Annotated in this window: 16 protein-coding genes and 1 riboswitch; of the genes, 9 read left to right on the top strand and 7 right to left on the bottom strand. The window is 41.1% G+C overall.

Annotated elements, in window-relative coordinates; translation table 11 throughout:
• The first annotated feature begins 53 nt into the window (after positions 1 to 53).
• Positions 54 to 230, top strand: a riboswitch (cobalamin riboswitch).
• A 34-nt stretch (positions 231 to 264) separates the two neighbouring features.
• A complete protein-coding gene (locus HHO47_RS10010; RefSeq protein WP_169020183.1) occupies positions 265 to 2,100 on the top strand; it encodes a TonB-dependent receptor domain-containing protein in 1,836 nt (611 codons plus the stop codon).
• Between the two features lie 88 nt (positions 2,101 to 2,188).
• On the opposite strand, the gene msrA is transcribed toward HHO47_RS10010, so the two are convergent.
• The 3 genes from msrA to HHO47_RS09995 all read right to left on the bottom strand — a co-directional run bounded on the left by msrA (position 2,189) and on the right by HHO47_RS09995 (position 7,017).
• Entirely contained in the window at positions 2,189 to 2,725 is a 537-nt protein-coding gene (gene msrA / locus HHO47_RS10005; RefSeq protein ID WP_169020182.1) for a peptide-methionine (S)-S-oxide reductase MsrA, read from the bottom strand.
• Positions 2,726 to 2,862: 137 nt separating this feature from the next.
• Positions 2,863 to 5,961 (bottom strand): efflux RND transporter permease subunit, encoded by a 3,099-nt coding sequence (locus HHO47_RS10000; RefSeq protein WP_169020181.1) that lies wholly within the window; start codon positions 5,959 to 5,961, stop codon positions 2,863 to 2,865.
• A gap of 3 nt (positions 5,962 to 5,964) precedes the next feature.
• Positions 5,965 to 7,017 carry an efflux RND transporter periplasmic adaptor subunit gene (locus HHO47_RS09995; RefSeq protein WP_169020180.1) on the bottom strand — a complete coding sequence of 351 codons (1,053 nt, stop codon included), beginning with the start codon at positions 7,015 to 7,017 and terminating at the stop codon, positions 5,965 to 5,967.
• A gap of 244 nt (positions 7,018 to 7,261) precedes the next feature.
• Between HHO47_RS09995 and HHO47_RS09990 the strand changes: the two genes are divergently transcribed.
• Entirely contained in the window at positions 7,262 to 7,990 is a 729-nt protein-coding gene (locus HHO47_RS09990) for a DUF2982 domain-containing protein (protein ID WP_169020179.1), read from the top strand.
• Between the two features lie 16 nt (positions 7,991 to 8,006).
• Positions 8,007 to 8,339 (top strand): hypothetical protein, encoded by a 333-nt coding sequence (locus HHO47_RS09985; protein ID WP_169020178.1) that lies wholly within the window; start codon positions 8,007 to 8,009, stop codon positions 8,337 to 8,339.
• A 26-nt stretch (positions 8,340 to 8,365) separates the two neighbouring features.
• Here the strand turns inward: HHO47_RS09985 and HHO47_RS09980 are convergent, their stop codons facing one another.
• A complete protein-coding gene (locus tag HHO47_RS09980; RefSeq protein ID WP_169020177.1) occupies positions 8,366 to 9,472 on the bottom strand; it encodes a tRNA nucleotidyltransferase in 1,107 nt (368 codons plus the stop codon).
• A 129-nt stretch (positions 9,473 to 9,601) separates the two neighbouring features.
• Between HHO47_RS09980 and HHO47_RS09975 the strand changes: the two genes are divergently transcribed.
• Positions 9,602 to 10,519 carry an AAA family ATPase gene (locus HHO47_RS09975; protein WP_169020176.1) on the top strand — a complete coding sequence of 306 codons (918 nt, stop codon included), beginning with the start codon at positions 9,602 to 9,604 and terminating at the stop codon, positions 10,517 to 10,519.
• A gap of 13 nt (positions 10,520 to 10,532) precedes the next feature.
• Entirely contained in the window at positions 10,533 to 11,558 is a 1,026-nt protein-coding gene (locus HHO47_RS09970) for a general secretion pathway protein GspB (protein ID WP_169020175.1), read from the top strand.
• Positions 11,559 to 11,590: 32 nt separating this feature from the next.
• On the opposite strand, the gene HHO47_RS09965 is transcribed toward HHO47_RS09970, so the two are convergent.
• Both HHO47_RS09965 and putA read right to left on the bottom strand, forming a co-directional pair.
• The gene (locus tag HHO47_RS09965; protein ID WP_169020174.1) at positions 11,591 to 12,790 is read right to left on the bottom strand and encodes an HD-GYP domain-containing protein; all 1,200 of its coding nucleotides are present in this window, start codon (positions 12,788 to 12,790) and stop codon (positions 11,591 to 11,593) included.
• Between the two features lie 104 nt (positions 12,791 to 12,894).
• Positions 12,895 to 16,698 (bottom strand): bifunctional proline dehydrogenase/L-glutamate gamma-semialdehyde dehydrogenase PutA, encoded by a 3,804-nt coding sequence (gene putA / locus HHO47_RS09960; RefSeq protein ID WP_169020173.1) that lies wholly within the window; start codon positions 16,696 to 16,698, stop codon positions 12,895 to 12,897.
• A 169-nt stretch (positions 16,699 to 16,867) separates the two neighbouring features.
• Here putA and HHO47_RS09955 point away from each other — a divergent pair, with 169 nt between their 5' ends.
• Positions 16,868 to 17,350 carry a winged helix-turn-helix transcriptional regulator gene (locus HHO47_RS09955; protein ID WP_169020172.1) on the top strand — a complete coding sequence of 161 codons (483 nt, stop codon included), beginning with the start codon at positions 16,868 to 16,870 and terminating at the stop codon, positions 17,348 to 17,350.
• Positions 17,351 to 17,691: 341 nt separating this feature from the next.
• Here HHO47_RS09955 and HHO47_RS09950 read toward each other — a convergent pair whose 3' ends face one another.
• Positions 17,692 to 18,291, bottom strand: a complete 600-nt coding sequence (locus HHO47_RS09950; RefSeq protein WP_169020171.1) for a TIGR04211 family SH3 domain-containing protein — start codon at positions 18,289 to 18,291, stop codon at positions 17,692 to 17,694.
• Positions 18,292 to 18,505: 214 nt separating this feature from the next.
• Between HHO47_RS09950 and HHO47_RS09945 the strand changes: the two genes are divergently transcribed.
• From HHO47_RS09945 to HHO47_RS09935, 3 genes are all read left to right on the top strand, one after another.
• Complete coding sequence (locus tag HHO47_RS09945; protein ID WP_169020170.1) at positions 18,506 to 20,026, top strand: CYTH and CHAD domain-containing protein; 1,521 nt, start codon at positions 18,506 to 18,508, stop codon at positions 20,024 to 20,026.
• A 283-nt stretch (positions 20,027 to 20,309) separates the two neighbouring features.
• Positions 20,310 to 22,310, top strand: a complete 2,001-nt coding sequence (locus HHO47_RS19345; RefSeq protein WP_348981647.1) for an LTA synthase family protein — start codon at positions 20,310 to 20,312, stop codon at positions 22,308 to 22,310.
• Between the two features lie 56 nt (positions 22,311 to 22,366).
• Positions 22,367 to 22,774: a diacylglycerol kinase gene (locus tag HHO47_RS09935; protein WP_169020168.1), complete on the top strand. Its 408-nt coding sequence runs from the start codon at positions 22,367 to 22,369 to the stop codon at positions 22,772 to 22,774.
• The last annotated feature ends 454 nt before the right edge of the window (positions 22,775 to 23,228 follow it).

The raw sequence follows: 23,228 nt of genomic DNA, 5'->3' as shown, positions 1-23,228 counted from the left end.
GTCCGTTGACTTTTGTGCTTAAAATAATCACAATAGCGGCCTATTTTCAAGGTGCTTGTAGTTACTTTTCAGGTTGTTGATAGGTACAGCAAGATAATCGGGAAGTTGGTGGCGTTTATAGGATATAAACGAAGTCCAACACTGCCCCCGCAACGGTGATACATACTTTTAGCTAAATTTATTAGCGAGTTATGTTAAGTCCGGAGACCGGCCTTGAAGTCAACTTACTATTACTTGTGCGGTGGGCGCGGGTCAGGGGATATCATGTTAAACAAATCTACTCTAGGCGTAGCAATTACCGCTGCGTTATCTTTTTCTGTGTCCGCAGAGCAATCAATTGAACGCCTTACGGTAACCGCTAATAAATTTGAACAATCAATTACTGATGTACTTGCCAGTGTTGCTGTTGTTGAGCGCAGTGATATTGAAACCAGTAATGCCCGTGATTTACCAAGCTTGTTAGCAACCCAAGTTGGTTTTCAAATAAATTCCAATGGTGGCTTTGGGCAAAATTCAGGCGTGTCACTTCGCGGTTCAAGCTCGCGACATACACTTATTTTGGTTGATGGCGTACGTACGGGCTCTGCAACCCTTGGTTATAAATCAATTAGTAATATTCCTCTAAATTCAATAGAGCGCATTGAAATTATTAAAGGCTCGCGTGCGGCTGTATATGGTTCTGATGCGCTTGCTGGTGTGATTAATATTATTACACGTAAAGAGCAGGCATTAACGCTTGAAGCAACATTTGGATCTGATGCTTATCAAAATTATCAAGTTGCTGGTACAGCGGTAGTGGATACTGTTACAGCGTCTGTTAATGCTGGTTTTGAAAAAACGGATGGCTTTGATGTGTTACAAGGCGTAGCGCCAGATGATGATGGTTATGAAAACAAAAATATTGGCTTTAACATTCAATATGTCGATGAACTGTTAGGGGAATTAACCGCGAAAGGACAATACAGTGAAGGTTATGCTCAATATGACAATGCTTTCTCACCTGTCGATAGTACTGTTGAAAATAGTGATTTTGAAAATTATCAGTTAGGATTTGGGTGGGATAAATCATTTACTGACCAGCAACATTCCGTCGATATAGCGCTATCAAGAGATGGCTCAGATAATGCGCGCATAGATTTTACTGGAGCCACGGTTGTAAATATATTTGACACAAAGCGCTCTCAAATTGACTACAATGCCCTGTATTTAGTTAATGAAGAGTTCGATATTAATGGTGGTTTAAACTGGTATAAAGATGATATATCAGGAACGTCAGGTGATTATACTGAAAAAAGTCGTGAGGTGTATGCAGGATACATTGGTGGTTACTATGATGATGAGCAATTTTTAGCTAATTTAGCAGTTCGTTATGATGACGACCAGGATTTTGGCGATGAGACAACTTATACAGCCGCGATTGGCTATCATTTACATGAAAATGCAATATTTAGACTAAGTCAAAGTTCGGGCTTTAAAGCGCCAACATTTAATGATCTATATTATCCAATGTCAGGTAACCCAGACTTAGTCCCAGAAACATCGGTAAATCAAGAGCTAGGCCTGAGTCTTGATTTTGCACAAGTGAGTGTTGATATATCTATTTTTAGAAATGATATTGAAAACCTAATTGCATGGGCACCTAATGCAGCCGGTAATTGGCGGCCAGAAAATATCAACGAAGCACGTCATGAAGGTGTTGAGTTTAGCTTTGCCAATACAGTACTTGGTTTTGATAATCAGTTTAATTTTACTTATTTAAATGCAGAAAATACTGAAACGGGGGCAGCACAAACTTATGTTTCACCACGCACTGTAAACTGGTCTGTTGCGAAAAAGTGGGGCGATTTTGATGCCGGTTTTGATATGCAGTACCGCAGCGATCGTCAAGGTAAAGTAACAGAGCTTAGTTCTTATACGTTATGGAACTTAACTGCAAATTATCAATTTAACAGTGCGCTTTCATTTTCTGCTCGTGTTGAAAACTTATTTGATAAGCAATACAACGCGGTTGACTCAAGTATGGATTATGCAACTGGCGAAGTGTTTTACTATAATACAGCTGATCGTCGTTTCTTTGTTGGTGCCAGCTACCAGTTCTGATCCCGTTCTAGCTTAAATAAAAAAGCCCGACACCTTTGCGTGTCGGGCTTTTTTATATTGAGATGAAAATGCTTATTTAGCAGTTTGCTTAGTTTACTAAAAACTGTTTATAGTTTTTTTCAAACTTTTTCAGCTTTGGTGCTATCAATAAACTGCAATAGCGTTGCTCAGGGTTCTCGTTGTAGTAGTCTTGGTGATACTGCTCTGCTGGGTAGTAAGTGGTTGCAGGGCTAACTTCAGTGACGATATCTTCGCGTATTTGGCTTTGTAATTTTGCAATATATTGATTAGTTTGCGCTTGCTGCTCGTTATCATGATAATAAATCACACTGCGATATTGGGTGCCTATATCATTACCTTGGCGGTTTAGCTGAGTGGCATCATGCAGGGTAAAAAACATCGCTAATAAGGTTTCATAGCTTACTACAGTGCTATCAAATTCAATCTGTACGACTTCAGCATGACCGCTCAATCCCGTGCAAATCTGTTTATACGTAGGCTCAGCTGTTTCGCCCCCAGTATAGCCAGAGCTTACTTGTAAAACGCCTTTCACACGCCTAAACGCGGCATCGATACACCAAAAACAGCCACCACCAAAGGTTGCAGTTTCAATTGCTGTGCTCATATATACTCCTAAAAACGTTAAATTACGCCAATGTTCTAGCCTAGCAGAAGAACGGCTAAGACGGTGTTTTATTTCGTGGGCTAGAATGAAGAAAGAGGAACAGCGTTGCAGCTTAATGCAGCAACGCTATAAGTAGATTAAAGCTCTTTAAGTGGTTTTTCCGCTTCTTGTTGGTTAAGCTTTTGTTGTAAAAACTCAGGTGATTGCGTGTTGCGAGCCAGTGCATAGTACGCCGCAGGAACAACAAATAGCGTAAGTATGGTTGCGACAATAACGCCAGTAAACACCACTACGCCAATTACCATGCGGCTCTCTGCACCCGGGCCTGAGGCTAGCACTAATGGCACCGCGCTCATTACCGTGGTCAAAGAAGTCATAATAATTGGTCGCAACCTTTGGGTTGCTGCTTGTAAAATAGCTTCACTAAACTCTACGCCTTTATCGCGCAATTGATTGGTAAATTCGACAATCAATATACCGTTCTTAGCACTGAGACCAATCAGCATTACAATGCCTATTTGGCTATAAATGTTTATGGTTAGTCCTGCAACCCATAAACCAAACATTGCACCCATCAAACCCAGTGGCACAGTGAGCATGATCACAAAAGGGTGCATAAAGCTTTCAAATTGAGCGGCTAACACTAAGAAGGTAACGGTAAGCGCTAGAATGAAAACATACGTCATTGCTGAGGCACCTTCATAATATAATTGCGATTCACCTTTATAATCAATGGCGCCATCAATATCGTTTTCTTCCATTGCTACTTTATTTAAAAAGTTAAGCGCTTCTTCAAGGGTGTAACCATCGGCAAGGTTAGCGCTCAGAGTAATAGCACGCATTCGGTTATAACGATTTAGCCTTGATGCAGTGGCTTCTTCTTTCAAGCTTATCAAGCTATCAAGAGGAACCAGTTCATCACTGCGTGATTTTAAGTAAATATTTGATATATCAGTAGGAGCCGCAAAGTCAGCTTTGGTGCCTTTTAATATCACATCGTATTCTTCACCACGGTCAATAAAGGTGGTAACACGGCGTTGGCCTAACATGGTTTCAAGGGTGCGGCCAACATCCGAAACTGAAATCCCTAAATCCGCAGCTTTGTTTTTATCAATACTGATCAAAAACTGCGGGAAGGTTTCTTTGTAGTCATGGTCAATACGTACCAGCCCTGGGTTTTTCTCTGCACGTTCAATGATCCGGTCTCGCCAATCAGCTAATTGTGCATAATCATTACCTTGCAGGACAAACTCAATGGGTCGTGATGAGCCACTGCCACCAATACCACGGCGCATAATGGCAAAAGCGCGCACATCGGTGACTTCAGTCATTTTTGCGCTGATCTCATCCATTACTTCCCAAGTTGAACGTTTACGTTCATCCCAGTCTGCCATACCAACAATTGCCACACCGCCGCTGCCACCCCAGCCAGGTACGCGTACCAGTACTCGACTTAGTTCGCCCGCTTGGGAATAAGGCATTAAACGTTCTTCAATTTTTGCCATGTTAGCGGCGTTATTTTCATAACTTGCGCCTTCAGGGCCACTCATCATGATAAAGAAAGTACCACGGTCTTCTTTTGGCGTAAGTTCTGAAGGAATTTGTTGGAACAATAAATAACTAACAAAGCCAGCCAGCAGTAGGGAGATCGTTAAACCACCTGAACGAGTCATATTTGAGCGTAAAGAGTTTTTATAGCTTTGTTCAATCTTACTAAAAAGACGGTCCATCCATTGGCTGAATTTACTCTCTTTTGAGGATGGTTTAAGTACTAATGAACACAACGCTGGCGAGAGTGTCAATGCGGTAATACTTGAGAAGAATACCGCAGCGCTGACGGCCATCGCAAACTCGGTAAATAATGCGCCGATACGGCCATCCATAAATACCAAGGGAACAAACACCGAGATCAGTACTAAGGTGGTGGCAATTATAGCAAAGCCAACCTCGCGGGCACCACGATAGGCGGCAAGTAGCGCAGGCTCGCCCAGTTCGATACGGCGGTGAATGTTCTCTAGCATTACAATGGCATCATCAACGACTAAACCAATTGCTAACACTAATGCGAGTAGTGTCAATAAGTTAATTGAATAACCCATCGCTAGTAAGAACATAAAGCTACCGACTAACGCAACAGGTACTGTGACTGCTGGGATCAAGGTCGCGCGGATGTTCCCTAAAAATAAAAAGATAATTAATACCACCAAAGCCATTGAAATAGCCAAGGTACTGTAAACCTCGTTAATTGATTCTTTAATAAATATTGACGAGTCGTAACTGTCTTGAATAGTAGTGCCTTCTGGTAGGTTACGTTTGATTTTTTCAAGTTCCGCACGGGCATTATCGACTACGGTAAGTGTATTAGCTTTAGCTTGTTTAACAATACCAAGGCCAACCATGTTGCGACCATTACCACGGAATAAGCTTTCATCGTCAGCGGCTTCTAAGTTTACATCCGCCACCTCACCAAGACGAACTAGGTAACCATCATCACCACGTTTAATTACCAAGTTTTTAAAGTCACGCTGCTCTTTATAACTACGCGCTGTTCGTACTGTAAAGTCACGGTCGATAGATTCAATTTCACCTGCAGGCAGCTCAACATTTTCTGTACGTAGGGTGTTTTCTATGTCACTACTGGTAATACCTCGCGCTGCCATTGCTTGACGGTTGAGCCAAATTTTCATGGCATATTTACGTTCGCCACCAACACGTACATTGGAAACGCCATCTACCACGGCTAAACGATCAACAATAAAGCGCTGTGCATAATCAGATAGTTGCAATGAATCCATCGTGTCGCTATTAAGTAAAAACCATGCGATTGGACTTTCATCGCTATTCGATTTTGAAACTTCAGGAGGGCGTACTTGTTCAGGTAAACTATCAAGTGCACGCGCTACACGTTCACGGACATCGTTTGATGCGGCATCAATATCTCGGCTAATATTAAACTCAATAATAATATAAGAGCGGCCATTTCGACTGGATGAATTAATACTTTTAATACCTTCAATACCCGATATACGGTTTTCCAGCACTTGGGTTATTTTGGTTTCAATGATCTCTGCTGACGCACCCGTATATTCAGTGCTCACACTAACTATTGGCGATTCAATATCAGGGTATTCGCGCAGCGGTAACATCGAAAATGCCACTAAACCAAAGGTTAGTAACAGTAGGTTAATTACAATTGCAAAAACGGGGCGTTTGACACTGGTATCAGTAATTTTCACAATTTACCCCTTCACAGTAACTTGGCTGCCTGAGCGAATTTTAATAATTCCTTCAGTAACGATTTGTTGCCCATTACTAATACCTTCATCGATGGCAACCCAGCCATTGTGACGGCCTGTAACATGAACCTCTACCTTGGTGGCTATACCGTCTTCAATTTGAAAAACATAATGTTTATCTTGTTGTGGGATCACCGCTTTCTCTGGCACCATCATCGCTTGATTAGAGCTCAGTTGCAGAGCTGTATTAAGCAGCATACCAGGGCGTAATAAGCCACTTTTATTGGCAAAACTTGCGGTTACTTCAACACTGCGAGTAATTGAATCAATTCGTGCACTTACGTGAGTTACTTTACCGGTAAAAGTTTTTTCAGGGTAAGCATCATTTTGGGTCATTACTTTCATGCCAACCTTTAGTTGCGCAAGGTACTTCTCAGGGACTTTGAAATCGACTTTAATTATACTTATGTCATCTAAACTGGTAATAATTGTGCTGTTATTTACATAAGCACCTACCGAGATTTGACGCTTACCTAAAATACCTGAAAAAGGCGAAAAAATAGTCATTTCAGCCAATTTAGTTTTGGCGTTTTCAAACTGCGCTTCGGTCGCATCAACGCGAGAAAGTTGCTCTTCGAGTAATGATTTTGCAGTTGCTTGAGAGCGAGAAAGCTCCGTTAAGCGTTCAAGTTGGCGTTTTTCTTCGCGTAAGTTAATTGCGAGTTCTTTAACCGTGAGTTCTTCTTGCTGCGATTGCAATTGTACGAGCTTTTGACCTTTACTGACTAAATCACCGTCTTTAAAATAAATGTCAGTTACATAATCATTTTGTGCGCTTTTTATATAAATTGCTTGATTAGCGCGGGCACTGCCGATAGCCTCAATGAGAATAGCATTTTCTTCACTTGCTACAGTGTGAGCGGTTACTTGGGTAGCAGTTGGTGTGAAGTCAGATTGTTCACCTTGGCTGTTGGGTAGATAAAGATAAACACATAGCCCCAGAAGTAGAGTAATAATAAATGGAAATAGCGCTTTGCCAGATTGCTTTGCATACATTGTTAAAAATACCGGAAAATTAATTGCCTCTAGTGTACAAAATTACAGCGTGAATTGGCGGCTGCGTATCTCATAAATCTGTCGGTTAAGCGTAAAAGTTAGTTATTTTTTGTTTGTTCCTGTTCTGTGCTTGTATATGAGAGAGTTATGAAGTTAGCAACTAAATGTCCGCGCTGTATGAAAATACGAAAATTGATTATTAGGACTATAATCATGTACGTTTTTTATATTATTTTTTATCGTTATGGTTAAACGCAAAAATGCGGTTTTAAAATTGCGTGCGCAAGGTGCACGCAATGGCATTGAAATTCTCACTGTTGGTGCGGTGGGGCTTATATTCATTATGTTATTTAATTTACTGCGGCCCGACGAAATTAGCATTTTCGAAACTTTTTTAGTGAGTTTGTGTTTGGCTGCTATTTTTATTGGTTTTTTAAAAACTCAAGAGCCATATTACAGTTTAGTTATTACAGAACAAGAACTTACTTATCAGCACAAATATGGCTGCTGGTGTATTAGATCTGCAAACATCCACCACAGTGGGATCCCTAAAGTAGAACAACAGCTTGAACAACTTGAGTTAAATGCAGTAGGTATTAAACTTAATGACACGGATGAATTTTTATTGCAATTAGCACCAAGAATTGCTGGTAAATTATTGATCGAACAACGGCATTTATTTATGCAAGTGGTTCAAAAACATTGCAAAAATGGCAATTGCCCATCAGAATGGTTAATTGAGGATAATTATTACACTTCAGTGAATGGTCGCAGTTTTAATGGCTTGATAGCCATGTTTGCCAATAGGATGCGGCATCTACGGCAATTAACAGGATATGATTTACTGTTACCCGCAAGTGTATTAGACAGAAGTATTTGGGATTTTAGTCATAGCTTAAATGCATGGCGGAATAACCCAGTCGTATTTATAGAATCTCAATTAGAGAGTAAAACGCCTGAAAATAGGCGTTAGTTAGTAGGATGAAGCGATGAGTCAAGATAGATCTTTTATAAAAAGTGGCCGAAATACCATAATCCATAAAGATAAAAAACTCGATTTAGTGATCGTGAATTCTGAAGTGCACCCAAAAATAAAGGTAACTCCACATGGTTTAGAGCCATTTAAAGAAGAGCTACCAAAAAATCGTCGCGAAGCTAAAGAGCGCTACCTTGATATGGTTTACATAGGTAGTGCTGATGTATTTGGTGAAGAGAAACGCTTGCTGTTTATTCAGGCGCTGGATGGTCGTGAGTATAAGGTCGATTATAGTAAAATAGGCACAAAGTTATTTGTCCGTATTCACCAAGATAGCTATTTATAGTCCCTTTTAAGAAGTAACATCGCCGTTTAAAAATACTGCTGAAATACCTCTAACCGCGCTTGTTCTAGCGCGGTTTTTATTTGCGCACCGGTTATCCCTTGGGCAATAAATTGCTGTGGATTGATTGCTCTTGCCGTTTTGATTGCCGTTAATAATTGTTGTTGGTTGGAAAGAGGGGCTGCTTGATTAATCTCGATAGCGCTAAGTATTGTGTCAAATCGCTCAGGGCGGCGCCATAAATCAAGTTGATTACAGCAAGCTAGTAATTGCTCTGCGGTGATTGTTTGGCTAGTTAAGGTTGCTTGGTGAGCATTGAGTTGTAATGCTAAGTCGCGTACATCATTAGGTAAGCGAATCGTTTCGCTAACTGCTTTTATGTCATCGGCGGTTAATGAGTTGGTGGCTTGTGCAAATAATAGTGGCTGAACGGTGATATTTTGGCTTTGTGCGTAAGCGTAACGGTTTTTTAGTTGTTGATATAACCCATCGCTCCAGTTACATGCAAGGGCAGGGCTGATTGCACTAAGCGCACCTAACTGCGCTAAAATATTCAAAAACTCAGCAAATGCGCCATCTGTTAATGATTTTTCGCATTCTAGCCAAATTCGTTCTGCGGTGAGTGTTTGTAATTCACCTTGGTTGATCATCTGTGTTAGCAATTGCAGAGTTTCTTCGGCAATAGTAAAACCAAGATAATGATAACGAGCGGCAAAGCGGGCAACGCGTAATATACGTAGAGGATCTTCGCTAAATGCGTCAGATACATGGCGTAAAATGCGGTTGTCTAAATCTTGTTTGCCGCCGTACGGGTCAATTAAGCTGCCATCGTGTGCTTTTGCAATGGCGTTAACCGTTAAATCGCGGCGGCGTAAGTCATCTTCTAAGGTGACATCTGCTGAAAACTCGCATACAAAGCCCGTGTAACCTTGACCTTGTTTTCGCTCTGTACGAGCTAATGCGTATTCTTCTTTAGTTTTAGGGTGTAAAAAAACGGGAAAGTCTTTACCGACTTGTTGATAGCCTTGCTTGAGTAATTGCTCTGGCGTTGCCCCTACCACCACGTAGTCGCGTTCTTTAACAATTCGCCCTAATAGCTCATCACGAACGGCTCCACCGACCAAATAAACTTGCATAACTTCCCCCGGAATATTAACTGTGCAAACTATTTTACGTTATTTAGCTAATAAAACACTAACAAGGTTTTCACTTACGCTGTTTTTTTGCCATTATAGGCCGTGATTTAATCAGTAAGGAAATTCAGGGTGTATTTAAGCTATTTTGGCTTGTCAGAAAAACCGTTTTCAATCGCGCCAAATCCACAGTACTTATTTTTAAGTGGACGTCATAAAGAAGCGTTGGCGCATTTAACTTATGGCCTAGGTGAAGCCGGTGGGTTTGTATTATTAACTGGTGAGGTGGGAACAGGGAAAACCACCTTAACCCGCAGTTTGCAAGAGCAATTGCCAGAAAATACTCAAGTAGCGTTGATCCATAATCCAGCACTGTCACAATTGGAACTGTTAGCGAGTATTTGCGATGAATTTCATATTGTTTATGACGAGCAAAATGCAACGTTAAAAACCTTAACTGATGCAATTAAAAAGCATCTTGAAGAAAATCATCAAGCAGGTGGCCACACTATTTTGATTATTGATGAAGCGCAGTTACTCGCTCCCGATGTACTTGAGCAGCTGCGATTATTAACGAATATAGAAACAAATCATAAAAAATTACTGCAAATAGTATTAGTTGGTCAGCCAGAGTTACAAGCGTTACTGAAGCGTAATGAGTTGCGTCAATTAGCGCAGCGGATCACTGCTCGTTATCATTTACTACCGTTAACTGAAGGACAAACTATTGCTTACGTTAAGCATCGTTTGTATGTTGCAGGTTGTGATCGGGGGCTATTCTCAAATGATGCGTTAAAAACGATTCACTTAGTTACTGCAGGTATTCCGCGTTTAGTAAACTTATTATGTGAACGCTGTTTAATGGGAGCTTTTTCTAAGCAGCTAACGATGATTGATAGTGATATAGTAATGCGCTCAGCACAAGAAGCGTTACCGCCAAGTGCATTAAGTAGCGTTAGCATAGAGCAGCAGTCGTCGTTTAATTGGCTCTATCCGTTGGCATTTTTAACTGTGCTCAGTCTGGGTATTGGTTTGTCGTTTATTCTTTAATTAATGGTCATATATGTCGTATTTATTAGATGCCTTAAAACAATCAGAACAACATGATGAAGCGTCAGCACATGACAGAAACGCTGAACAATTAAAACAGCAGCAAGAACTGCAGCGTTATCGTTTTATTGCGATTTCGCTTGGCTTGTTCGTTGCTTTTTTACTGACCTTGATGGCAGGATTTTCAATTGGCAAATGGTTACAAAAAAATCATTTAAATACGCCTGAGCAAGTGGTAACGACTGTTCAGGATCAATCAGTGGAGCCTGCTGATGACAAAACACCTGTACCTGCCACAGTAAAGCCTGAGCAATCGATACCTGTGCAAACAAATCCAGTACAAACTAGCCCAGCGCAAGTTGCTAGCACGCAGCCGATATCTCAGTCGCAATTTGTTCAACCTCAGCAATACCAACAAGCAGCAGGGCAATATCAGTGGGTGCAAGTGCCAGTAAATACTGCACCAGCTTATCCGCAAGGTCAGCCAATGCTGGTGCAAACACCTAATGGTTATCAGCAAGTATATGCAGCGCCTCAGCAGCAATATAATCCTAATACAGTGCAAGTGCAGCCAATGATTAACAATAGCGCTAGCAATATCGATATAAGTAAATACAAAGTATTGGGGAAGCCTATTGGCGAACCGACTAGTGAGAAATCAAAGCCAGTGGCAACTGTCAGTGATGAAGAACTTGAAACTGTGCCAACGGCGCTTAAAAACGCCTTTGCTCGGGCTATCGAAGATACTCAAAGCACCCAATCTCATCAAGTAACGCAAGGCACTAAAAACTCATCTTATGCTGAGCCGATTGAGTTACTACCAGATGCTTTGCTGGCATTGATGCCAGAAATTAAATACCAAGCGCATATTTACTCATCATCACCTGATAAACGTTGGGTTAAGCTCAATAATCGGGAGTTATATGAAGGAGATAGCATTGGGGATTTAAGAGTATTAGAGATCACTCCAGAGCAAACAGTGCTGAGTTTTGATGATTATGAATTTAGCTTAAAAGCGCTGCAAGATTGGCCCGAATAACTGATTTTTATATGAATATTCCTGCCGTAGTATTACGGCAGGATTGAATGTTTAAAAAACCTGACTAAATCAATATTGAAATCTTTAGGTTTCACGACGGACTCTAGTGCATCATGTGTTCTGCTGTGGGCGAGGTCAATATCTTCAACGCCTGTGTAGCGTGCATGTTTTGCATGATAAAAGGTTTTAACCTGCGGCTTTAGCGGACTTGCTGGGTTGCTTTTTGTTACCAATCCGACTTTTTGACTCGACAGTTTAACTAACGTGCCAACAGGGTGGATACCAATACATTGAATAAACTTGGTCAGCAGCTCGCCATCAAAGCTATCTGGGCAACCGTCTTTGAGTATTTTAAAGGCTTTAATGGGCTCCATGCCTTCTTTATAAACTCGCTCAGCAGTAAGTGCGTCATATACATCAACAATCGATGCCATACGCACATACTGACTGATTTCATCAGCTCGCTTGCCAAACGGGTAGCCACTGCCATCTAAGCGCTCATGGTGAAAGCCTGCAATATCAACAGTAATGCCTTTTAGACCTGACTCTTCTAGAATTTGCTTACTATAAAGTGCATGATTTTGAATTGTTTTATACTCTTGCTCAGTCAACCTTCCAGGTTTATGAAGGATCTCATCAGGAATTTGTATTTTACCAATATCGTGTAGCAGCGCACCTGTCGCTAGTTCTTCTATGAGCTCTTTTTCAAAATTTAGATGCTTGGCAAAAATACTAATTAAAACAGAAACATTAATTGAGTGCTCTAATAGGTAACTGTCTTTTTCTCGCATCCGTGTAATACAGGCCAGCGCATCTTGGTTACGAAAAACAGAATCAATAAAGCCACTTGCAAGCTCTTTAAATGGCGCTACTTCAATTGTTTTTCCAGCTTTAATGTCAGTAAATGCCTTGCTCTGTAAGTCCTTAGCTTCACAATAAAGTTTTTGGGCTTTGCCCATTTCTTGTTCAACAGAGTGGGTGGTATGCCATGGGTCACGCTGTTTTGGAGTGTCACTAACAATGGGGGCATCGTTTAGCTCTTTAGATTGCTCTATGATGGTTTTATCAGGGTCAATCTCGACCTCTAAAATACCCGCTTTTATTAACTTATCGATACCAGTCTGTGTTTTTACCCATCCTTGGTTTTTTATTTTGATATTACCTGACTGCTTCGTTACTTGTTGCACGAACATACCGGGTAGAAGCTGTTTTATAGGAATGGTTTTAAACATTACTTACTCAAAAAAATTCGCATACATTAAAGTTAGCAAACTTTTCATTGTATACGTAGCAAAAAGGGCGCTAAAAAGCGCCCTTTAATACTTAGTTGTTGATTTTATTCGTCGTCTTCAACTAAAGTCATTAGTGATGTATTACCGCCTGAAGCCGTTGTATCAATACTTATGGTCTTTTCTGTTAATAAGCGCTTGATTAACGTGTCGTAGTACTCAGCACTGATCACAGGCAAGATAGCTCCTTTACGTTGCGCTAGCTGCTGGCTAAAGTAGCCTAAGCGTGATGAACGCGCTGCAACAACAGCACCAGCTAAATGAGGGTGCGCCAAAATAGCTTGTAACTGATTCGGTTTAGCTACTTGGAATACCCCTTCAGCTACACCTGTAGAGATAAACTTATCTTTAAACGCCACCGCTTCGTCATAAAATAACTCTGACGCTACAGTGATCACGGTATTACCCGCAGCAAGGGCGGTGATGATCGAAATAGCCCAGAAGTTAAACGAGGTACTCTTATCGGCATAACATACAACGCAACCACGCGCTTCAAGGTGTAGAGTATTTGATTCACCTGTTGGCCCTGGCAAAGTGGTAAACTTACGCATGTGTTTTTCAAGGCGGTTAAGCTGGGCACGGGCATCGGCAAGTGTTAATGCTAAATCGTCGGCGAGTTCATCGATAATATCAACCGTTGCAACTTTTGCTAATAACTGACGTACTGCTGAAACACGGTCATTTAATGGTGTTGCGCGCCAGATTTTTTCATCGCGCATTGAGTTAGCCATTAACTTTTCAACTTGCTCGGCAGCGCCTGAATAGTGGTGAGTGTCAAGCTCGTCTGGTGTTAGGTTAGTCATTTGCACGTTTTCTGGCGATGCTTTCTCTTTCACTAAACGAGCTAAGTAGTTAGGGCCACCTGCTTTAGGGCCAGTACCCGATAAACCACGGCCACCAAATGGTTGCACACCAACGATTGCACCAATCATGTTGCGGTTAACGTAGACGTTTCCGGCACGCGACATTTTCGCTAAGTACTCACAACGCTCTTCAATACGTGAGTGAATGCCCATGGTTAAGCCAAATCCAGTGTTATTTATTTGGTCAATCACGTTGTCAAGCTCTGTGCCTTTAAAGCGAATGATATGCACACATGGGCCAAAGACTTCACGTTTCAGTACAGATAAATCGTTGATTTCATATAAACGTGGCGCAAAGAAATACGCTCCGTTTTCGCTGTTATCTGGAATGTCACATTCATAATGTAGTGTTGCGTTGCCTTTTAAGTACTCAACGTGTTCATTTAAGTTCTTTAAGGCTTTTTCATCAATTACTGGGCCGATATCAGTTGATAGTAATGATGGATCGCCAATGTGTAGCTCTTTTAGCGCGCCTTTGATCATATCAATAACGCCATCAGCGATGTCTTCTTGTAAGAATAATACACGCAGTGCTGAACAACGTTGACCGGCACTTTGGAAGCCAGAGCTGATCACATCATCAACAACTTGCTCAGGCAGTGCTGTTGAATCTACGATCATACAATTCTGACCGCCGGTTTCGGCAATCAACGGTACTTGAATATCATTACGTGCAGCCAATGTTTGCGAAATAAGAGTGCCAGTTTCTGTTGAACCGGTAAACATAACCGCTTGAATGCGCTCATCAGGAACAATGGTTTTGCCTACTTCACTACCGCGAGCGATAACAGGCTGTACTACGTGCTCTGGTAAGCCAACTGATAACATAAGTTCAATAGTACGTAGCGCGATGTAGCTTGTTTGCTCAGCAGGCTTTGCGATAACCGTATTACCCGTTACGATAGCGGCAGCGACTTGACCTAAGAAGATTGCTAGTGGGAAATTCCATGGGCTAATACATAAGATCACTCCACGGGCTTCAAAGCGTTCATCTTCACTTAGTTCTTCGGCTCGAGCTGCGTAGTAACGACAAAAATCAACGGCTTCGCGTACTTCATCAATACCATCTTGGGCTACTTTACCGGCTTCTTTGATACAGATGGCCACAAGTTCATCATGATGACGTTCTAGAATATCGGCAATACGGCGTAGTAAATTAGCGCGCTCTTTAACTGGCGTTTGTGACCATGACTCAAAGGCGGTTTCTGCATTGCTTAGTAGCGTGAGCATATCATCGCTATTTTGTAACTTGATATGGCCGATGATCTCTTGATGATTGGCTGGGTTTTTAACTGCAATTGAACCCTCAGGAATATCGCTTTCACTAATGCGATGCTCTGCAAACCAGGTATCAAGATTTTCCTTGAATGGCGTGATCGCATTGATATCGGTTAAATCCATACCTTTTGAGTTAGCACGTTCAGCGCCGTATAAATCAATTGGCATCTTAATTTGGGTGTTGTACTTATTACGTAATCCTTGCAGTGTTTCTACTGGATCAGGCAATAACGATTCTACAGGTTTAGTAGTATCTACAATGGCGTTAACAAACGATGAGTTAGCACCGTTTTCAAGTAGGCGACGTACTAAATAAGCCAATAAGTCTTCGTGTTGACCAACGGGGGCATATACACGGCACTGAATTTTTTCTTCAGTGACGATTTGGTCAAATAATGATTCCCCCATACCATGCAGACGTTGGAATTCAAAACCTTGGTTATCACCTTTAGCAACTTCTAAAATTGTTGCGGCAGAGTAGGCATTATGCGTTGCAAACTGTGGATAAAGTACATCACGAGCTTCTAACATTTTGATAGCACACGCTTTGTAAGATACGTCAGTTGTCGCTTTACGGGTAAATACTGGGAAGTGCTCTAAACCATCTTGTTGTGTGGTTTTTATTTCAGTATCCCAGTAGGCACCTTTAACCAAACGCACCATCATTTTACGACCAACACGGCTGGCAAGCTCAGTTAACCATTCAATCACAAAAATTGCGCGTTTTTGATACGCTTGCACGGCTAAACCAAAACCATGCCAACCAGCTAGATCATCATCACTAAATACAGCTTCAATTACATCAAGTGAAATATCAAGACGGTCCGCTTCTTCAGCATCAACAGTAAAACCAATATCGTAGCTTTTAGCTGCCATGGCCAGCTCTTTAAGCTTTGGCACAATTTCGCTCATTACACGTTCTTTATGTGTGAACTCATAACGAGGATGAATCGCAGACAGCTTCACTGAAATTCCAGGGCTCTTAATTGGGCCACGACCATTTGCCGCTTTACCAATTGCATGAATCGCATTCATATAGCTATTAAAGTAACGCTGTGCATCTTTCATGGTGCGTGCGCCCTCGCCTAGCATATCGTATGAATATACATAGCCTTTTTGTTCTTTTTCAGCAGCGCGCTCGATAGCTTCATCAATGGTGCGACCCATGACAAACTGCTTACCCATGATCTTCATGGCAAAGTTTACTGACTTACGAATAACCGGCTCGCCTAGACGGCCAATGGTTTTTTTCAATACACCAAATTGCTGTTCTTTAGTTTTATCAGTGTAGTTAACCATTTTACCGGTCACTAATAGGCCCCAAGATGACGCATTAACGAATAGTGAGTCGCTGCTGCCTAAATGAGAGCTCCAATCGCCTTTGGCTAACTTATCACGAATTAGGGTATCTTGAGTGGCTTTATCTGGCACACGAAGCAGGGCTTCTGCTAAGCACATTAATACCACACCTTCTTCACTTGAAAGCGAGAACTCATTTAAAAGTGCATCAACACCACTTTGACCATCTTGCTCGCGACGAATAGTGTGAACTATTTGGCGAGCACGTTCCCAAGCACGGCTGCGGGCTTTTACGCCAACTTCAGCAAGCGGTAAAATATGATCAATTACAGCATTTTCATCAATGCGATAAAAGTCACGGATTTTTTGTCTGATTGGACACGTTGTTGTCAAATCGCCGTCAAATAACATAAACAACCCTCTGGTGTATGGAGTCTTGCAGCTAAAAATTTCGCTGCCCGATTTTCATCTGTGTAATGCGTGCATTCTAATTAAATTCCAGCAGAATATGCTGGTTAAATTTGGCGTTTTACGATAATTTACAGGGCATACTTTAAACTTATCCGCATAAAATTCTGTTATGACAAGTTCGAATAGATTACGCATGCTCGATCGTATCGATTTAGCAATTTTAGATGTTCTGCAAAACAACGGCAGAATATCTAATGTTAACCTCGCAAAGCAGGTTAATTTAAGCCCTAGCCCGTGTCTTGACCGAGTGAAACGGCTTGAACAAGAAGGCTATATACAAGGCTACTTTGCCAAGCTTAGCGAAGCAAAACTTAATCAAAGTTTAGTCGCGCATGTGCAAGTGTCATTGGTGACATCGAATACCGCGGTATTCAAAGTATTCAAAGAGCATATTTTAAAAATCAAGCAAGTGGTTGAATGTGACATGGTTGCTGGTGGCTATGATTATTTATTAAAAATTCGTGTTTGCGACATGGACGAGTATCGTCAAGTGCTTGGAGATTTAGTTGATATACCGGGTGTCGGTACGCACCACACCTATATGGTGATCGAAAAAATTAAACAAGACACTGGCCTGAGATTAGATACTTAACCTCGCAGTAACCAGAAGTAGGCGCGGGTTCCCCCGCGCGATTAAAATTTATGCACAAAGAGGTTATGAGGACGCTGCGCTTTAGAGGTAAAAATAGGGGCTAGGTTCTAGGAAGTGACTAGGTGCTAGGGTGTATTCGGAGCTTGTGGCATTTTTCTCTTCTCATTTGCTCTCATTCATTTCTCTTTGTGCTTTCGGTGGTAAAATAGGTTTATCGGTGTAAATGTAAAAACAGTCGCGAGGTAAACTCGCTGCTACCTATGCGTAGGCGCGGGTTTACCCCGCGCGATTAAAAAAGCACCCGAGGGTGCTTTTTAGTATCAAATATTTGTGGTTATCGTTTACGCCCAGCCGTCGTAGCGTTTACGGCGTGATAATACGATAGTCAAAATAATACCTAAAAATAAACCGATGAATGCAATTGCTCCACCATAAGTTAGTAGCTGACGTTTTTCTTTTGCACCGGCTTGTTGTTTTTCAGTGCGTTCAGCATCAAGTGTGTTTTTAAGCTTAGCAATCTGCTCTGATAGAGCACTATTTTGATCGACTAAAGTTTGGCTTTGCTCTTGTAGCTGCGGTAATTCAATTTGTGCTTGACGAAGTTGCTCTTGCATTGATGCCATTTCTTCACTCAAAGTGCGGTACTGTTGATGAATCCCCGCTGTTTTTGACACAAACTTAGCTTCAACCCAGCCTTCACGTTCTTTATCATCAATAACTTTAACAAAGCCATTTTCTTCAGCGGATAACTGGGTTAACTTTGTACCAGCATCAACAGAGCCAATAATGCGGTAATTTTTACTCGCGCCAGAGTGCATAAATGTATAAAGATTATCGACTATATAAGCGGTGTTTGCATCGCTAGCTGAATTACTTTCTTCTGCGTGACTCATAAATGCAGCCGCCGCGAATAGCAAAGCTAATAAAGAATGTTTAAACATCAATCTACCCTGTTAATGTAACCGTCTGTGGGACAGCAATCGTATTATTCATAGTTAAGTATTGAGATAGTATGGATTTAGCGCCCTAATAGCAAGACTGATATTGTAATCATAGCTGCTGTTTACTGATCCAAATAAGCTAAAAAATTTGCAATGTTGGGCTGCTTTGTTTATTTTGAGCTCTTAATTATTTTAAAGGTAATCCTCAAGCCTAATGGATACTGAGATAGAACTGAAGTTTTTGGTGTCAGACATCGTAATTCCACTGATCCCCGCGTTAATTACTCAATTTGCAAAAACGGTTACTAATAAACCCTCGCGTAGTTTACAAAATGCTTATTTTGACACGCCAAGTCGTGAATTAAGAGCGCTCGATATTGGTTTTCGTACCCGATGTGCTGATAATCAATGTGAGCAAACTATCAAGCTTGCTGGAGAAGTTATGGGCGGGTTGCATCAACGTCCTGAATATAATTTACCGCTGGAAAGTAGCCGACCAAATATAACAGCATTTGATGCTAGTATTTGGCCACATGGTATGCAAATAAGTGCAATTGCCTCTAATCTTTACCCTATTTTTAGTACTAATTTTATTCGTCGTACTTGGCTTATTGAAACTGACAGCGGCGCTAAAATTGAGGTGGTGTTAGATAAAGGCGAAGTATCTGCATCTGGTTTGATGGAGCCAATTAGTGAGCTTGAAATCGAATTGATAGAAGGCAGCCGTGATGAATTATTTATTTTGGCAGATAAACTCGTGAGCCAAGGTAATATTCGATTAGGGCTCTATTCAAAAGCTGCACGAGGTTATCGTTTAGCTGATAACAAACCACTGAAACCGAGTAAATCAATCGGTTTTGTGTCGTTACCTAAACATGCAACACAAGAGCAAGCACTTATAGCCGCAATTAGTTTTGGTATTCGTTTTGTGCAAAAGCATGAGCAATGTTATTTTGACAAACCAAGTTTAAAAACGCTTAAGCGTGTTACCGATGGTATTAGTTTGATACGCCATACGTTTTGGTTGTTTGACGATATTGTAGATAAAAGCACCACCGAACTATTACGCACCGAGCTAAAATGGCTGTTAAGTGAGCTTGCATGGGTTGAAAACGCGATTCAGCTAAAAACTTACACTTCTAAACGTCACGCCTATTATAAAAAAATCAACAGCGCACCTGAGTTAACGCAAGTAATTAATGATTTAAAAGAGTTACAGCCAAGTATTGATGATATTAATCGGTTGTTTCATAGCGCTCGCTATAACCGTCTCTTGTTGTCTTTAACGACCTGGCTGGTGGATAAACAATGGCGTAGCAGTTGGGGGCAAGTACAGTTTCAAGCAGCTGAACAACCAGTCGCAGAGATTGCTAATCGATTATTTGAAAAAGATTGGCAAGATCTTCATCAGTTACTGCCAGAACAAAAAACTCTAACAGTTAAGGATTACCTGGATTTACGCATGCGTTTAGAAAATAGCTTACTCAGTGGTAACTGTTTAGGTTCGTTATTTGCAAAAGATGAACGTAGTGAGTTTCGTATTCCATGGTTAGATATTTCACACGGCATGTACGAGCTCAGTACGCTTGAGTATTTAAAGCAGTTATGTGCAGGGCAAGATGATGAAGAGTTGGCAAAAATTCAAAGCTGGTTGGAGAGAAAGTCTGAATTTTTAGTAAGTGCCATGGAGCAAAGCCGATTGGCTTCATTTAAAATTCTTCCTTATTGGCAATAACCAGTTTTAAATTAAAACATAGAGAATATGTATGGTGCAGTTTGCTGTACTTATATTTATGCTGGTTTTTAGTGCGAGTGTGTTTAGTGACGTTCAGCAGTGGTATCAATAAATAATAACGTGTTAATTTTAGCAATTAGTGTGATGCGGGTTTTAGTTAATTCGTTGTTATTACTCTATTTTATTGGGTTTTATTACAGATAATTACAAAAAAAAGATTGTTGCTATAACTTAAATGGGTAATATTCCCGCGCCGGGAACATACTACTTTAAGGACACTATCGTGTTTGCATCATCAGTCGCATCATCAGTTGCAGAGTCAAGTCGTTGGTTTTCATTTGTTAACGAAAGTTGGCGCATCGCTACATTATGGTTAGCTGGTGTTCTATTGTTTATGAGCTTTCGCGTTTTCTTTTTAGTCTACTTTTATGATCGGATCACCACTCCAATTGATTTTGACGTCATTTTAAACACCTTAGAAACAGGGTTTGCTTTTGATTCAGCTGCCAGTGGTGTGTGTTTTAGTATTCCTTTTCTATTAAATTGTATTTTACAACCGATGCGCTTAGGTCATTGGGTAAGAGTGGTGCGTAATTTTACGGGTAAACTCTTTTTTGTAGTCGCTATTTTACTCTGTATAACCAGTATTACGTATATTTCAGAGTACGGTAGCCAATTCAATCACTTTATGTTTGAAGGGTTGCACGATGATCAGCAAGCAATTGCTTTGACCGTGATTGAACAATATCGGCCATGGGGCAGTTTTCTGGGGTTATTGGCACTGTTGGTGGGCGCATTTAGGTTATGCGAGCGCGTTGATAAGCAGCCTAATAGCTTTTTACAGCGTATATTTACTGACTGTAAATGGAAGCGTACATTGTTAATTAGCATCATTGTGGTGTTATTTATCTGTGCTATTCGTGGTTCTTTTGAGTCACGTCCGGCATCGCGGAAGTGGTCTGCGGTTACGCCAGACCCGTTTATCAATAATTTGGTGATCAATCCATTTCGCAGCTTTTTTTATGCCATTAAAGATTACACTGATCTACAAAGCTATGGTGTAAACGGCGAAAACCCATATTTAAGCCATAACTCCGAGCTTGATACCCTACCTTTAAATGCGCTGAGTAAACACACGATAGCGCCTTTGTTAGCTGCACCATCACAGGTGTTTGTGATTGTTATGGAAAGTTATGATTCTTGGCCGTTACAGCAGAAGTATGCTTCACTTAATTTAACTAATCAGTTGAAAAACCTAGCTAGTAAAGGTATTTACCTAGATAACGTTTTACCAGCAGCTAGCAGTACCATGAATTCGCTATCCAGTATTGTATCTGGGATCCCTTATGCAGGGGTTAATATGAGTTTGATCGGGCCGCAAAAACCAAGCAGCAAGCTATCGTTATTTAATCAATTAGAGCAGTTAGGGTATACCAGTCAGTTTTTTTATGGGGGGTTGTTATCGTGGCAAAATGTCGGTGAGTACGTTCTATCTCAAGGAGCTGATAACGTTTATTCAGCCACAGATGCTGGTGGTAAAGGTAGCGCAGGTGTCTGGGGTATTGATGATGGTCAGTTATTTGACTTAGTTGCAGAAAAAACAACGCAAAAAAGTTTTAATGTGATCCTCTCCGGTAGTTATCATGGCCCGTTTAATCTTGATTTAGATAAATATGATTATCCGTATAAATCACCATCTGATTATCCACAAGAAATACAGCAATTAGAAGGCGAGTTATTAAATCCTTATGTATTAGGGCACTTATGGTATGCAGATAAAATGTTGGGTGAGTTTGTAGCAAAAATGGAACAACGTTATCCTGATGCATTATTTGTTATTACAGGGGATCATTATAGTCGCCGTAACTTTCATCAGCGTCCAAATTTATATGAGTTAACGCATGTGCCGATGGTGATTTATGGTAAAGGTATTCGTGCAGATTTAGTACCAGCGCAACAAGTGGCAAGCCATATGGATATAGCTCCAACATTATTAGGTTTAATTGCCCCAGCAAATACTCAGTTTTATAGCATGGGACAATCATTATTTAATGCAGCACCAGATAGGAAGGTATTTGGTTTTCAAACAATACGCCATAATGAGCAGCTCTGGCGTGGTGATTTATCGGCACTTTATGAGTATTATAGGGTTAATGAGCGGGATAAAACTCAGCTTTTACCGACAACACCATCGCAATTTGTCGAAATAGATGCACAGACAGAGCAAGCATATACCCAGTATATGGCGACAGCCTGGCAGTTATTAACTCAAGGTATGGATTAAGGTAATGGTTTGAGCCATCACCCGATAAGCAAAACTTACACGCTAAAGATCATAAAATGACTAAACCAGAAGTTAACTTAGTAAACAAACCCAATGGCATAGGCTTTGGGCGTATTTTAAAGGCAACTCAATGCTCAATTAAAGGCTTTAAAGCAGCGTTTAAAGAAGAGTCAGCTTTTCGAACCGAATTGGCGTTAGGGATTGTGTTACTGCCATTATCATTTTGGCTTGCGCAATCACTGCAACATTGGGTGATATTGGTTATTAGCTTTTTATTTTTATTAGTTGTTGAGCTACTTAACTCAGCTATTGAAGCGTTAACCGATAGGGTTGGGGTTGAATACCACGTTTTATCGGGGCGAGCGAAAGACATTGCCTCAGCAGCAGTTAGCCTAGCGCTACTCGTTTTGCTAATAGTGTGGGGTGTTGCAGGGTATGAAAAAATACTTACATTGATAGGTTAGGGTGTGAGGCAAAACCGCAACGGGTTCCGAATACACCCTAGCCCCTAGTTTAAATTACTTGGGCTAAACCCGCGCCTACGTCAGGTAGCAGCGAGTTTAGCTCGCGACAATAACTTTACCTTCGCGGTGGTAAGCAACTCGCCTACAAGTAATATCTGCTGTGCTTCAGTAGGTCGTCATTTATGGCGACAAGTCTATTTCACCACTGAGGGCAGGAGGCGCTTCGCGCTACACAGAGAATACAAAAGTAAAAAGTCACTAATTCTTCTCTGCGTTCTCGGTGGTAAATTAATCACTTAAAGAACATTTCATTAAATCTCGCGGGGTAAATCCGCGCCTACGCCAGGTAGCAGCGAGTTTACTTCGCGACAAACATTTTATCCTTCGCGGTGGCAAGCCACTCGCCTACAAGTAACACCCAGCCCGCTCCTGTAGGTCGCCATTTATGGCGACA

It is taken from the genome of Pseudoalteromonas arctica, from assembly GCF_012927645.1.
Classification (GTDB): Bacteria; Pseudomonadota; Gammaproteobacteria; order Enterobacterales; family Alteromonadaceae; genus Pseudoalteromonas; species Pseudoalteromonas arctica_A.
Note: the sequence above shows the minus strand (reverse complement) of the source record. Positions and strands in the feature narration are given on the sequence as shown.

Bases quoted from the DNA above. Each gene is read 5' to 3' on its own strand.
- HHO47_RS09980 (WP_169020177.1), bottom strand. From the start codon at position 9,472: ATGCAAGTTTATTTGGTCGGTGGAGCCGTTCGTGATGAGCTATTAGGG.
- putA (WP_169020173.1), bottom strand. From the start codon at position 16,698: ATGTTATTTGACGGCGATTTGACAACAACGTGTCCAATCAGACAAAAA.
- HHO47_RS09970 (WP_169020175.1), top strand. From the start codon at position 10,533: ATGTCGTATTTATTAGATGCCTTAAAACAATCAGAACAACATGATGAA.
- HHO47_RS09965 (WP_169020174.1), bottom strand. From the start codon at position 12,790: ATGTTTAAAACCATTCCTATAAAACAGCTTCTACCCGGTATGTTCGTG.
- msrA (WP_169020182.1), bottom strand. From the start codon at position 2,725: ATGAGCACAGCAATTGAAACTGCAACCTTTGGTGGTGGCTGTTTTTGG.
- HHO47_RS09945 (WP_169020170.1), top strand. From the start codon at position 18,506: ATGGATACTGAGATAGAACTGAAGTTTTTGGTGTCAGACATCGTAATT.
- HHO47_RS09995 (WP_169020180.1), bottom strand. From the start codon at position 7,017: ATGTATGCAAAGCAATCTGGCAAAGCGCTATTTCCATTTATTATTACT.
- HHO47_RS09990 (WP_169020179.1), top strand. From the start codon at position 7,262: ATGGTTAAACGCAAAAATGCGGTTTTAAAATTGCGTGCGCAAGGTGCA.
- HHO47_RS09985 (WP_169020178.1), top strand. From the start codon at position 8,007: ATGAGTCAAGATAGATCTTTTATAAAAAGTGGCCGAAATACCATAATC.
- HHO47_RS10010 (WP_169020183.1), top strand. From the start codon at position 265: ATGTTAAACAAATCTACTCTAGGCGTAGCAATTACCGCTGCGTTATCT.
- HHO47_RS09955 (WP_169020172.1), top strand. From the start codon at position 16,868: ATGACAAGTTCGAATAGATTACGCATGCTCGATCGTATCGATTTAGCA.
- HHO47_RS09950 (WP_169020171.1), bottom strand. From the start codon at position 18,291: ATGTTTAAACATTCTTTATTAGCTTTGCTATTCGCGGCGGCTGCATTT.
- HHO47_RS09935 (WP_169020168.1), top strand. From the start codon at position 22,367: ATGACTAAACCAGAAGTTAACTTAGTAAACAAACCCAATGGCATAGGC.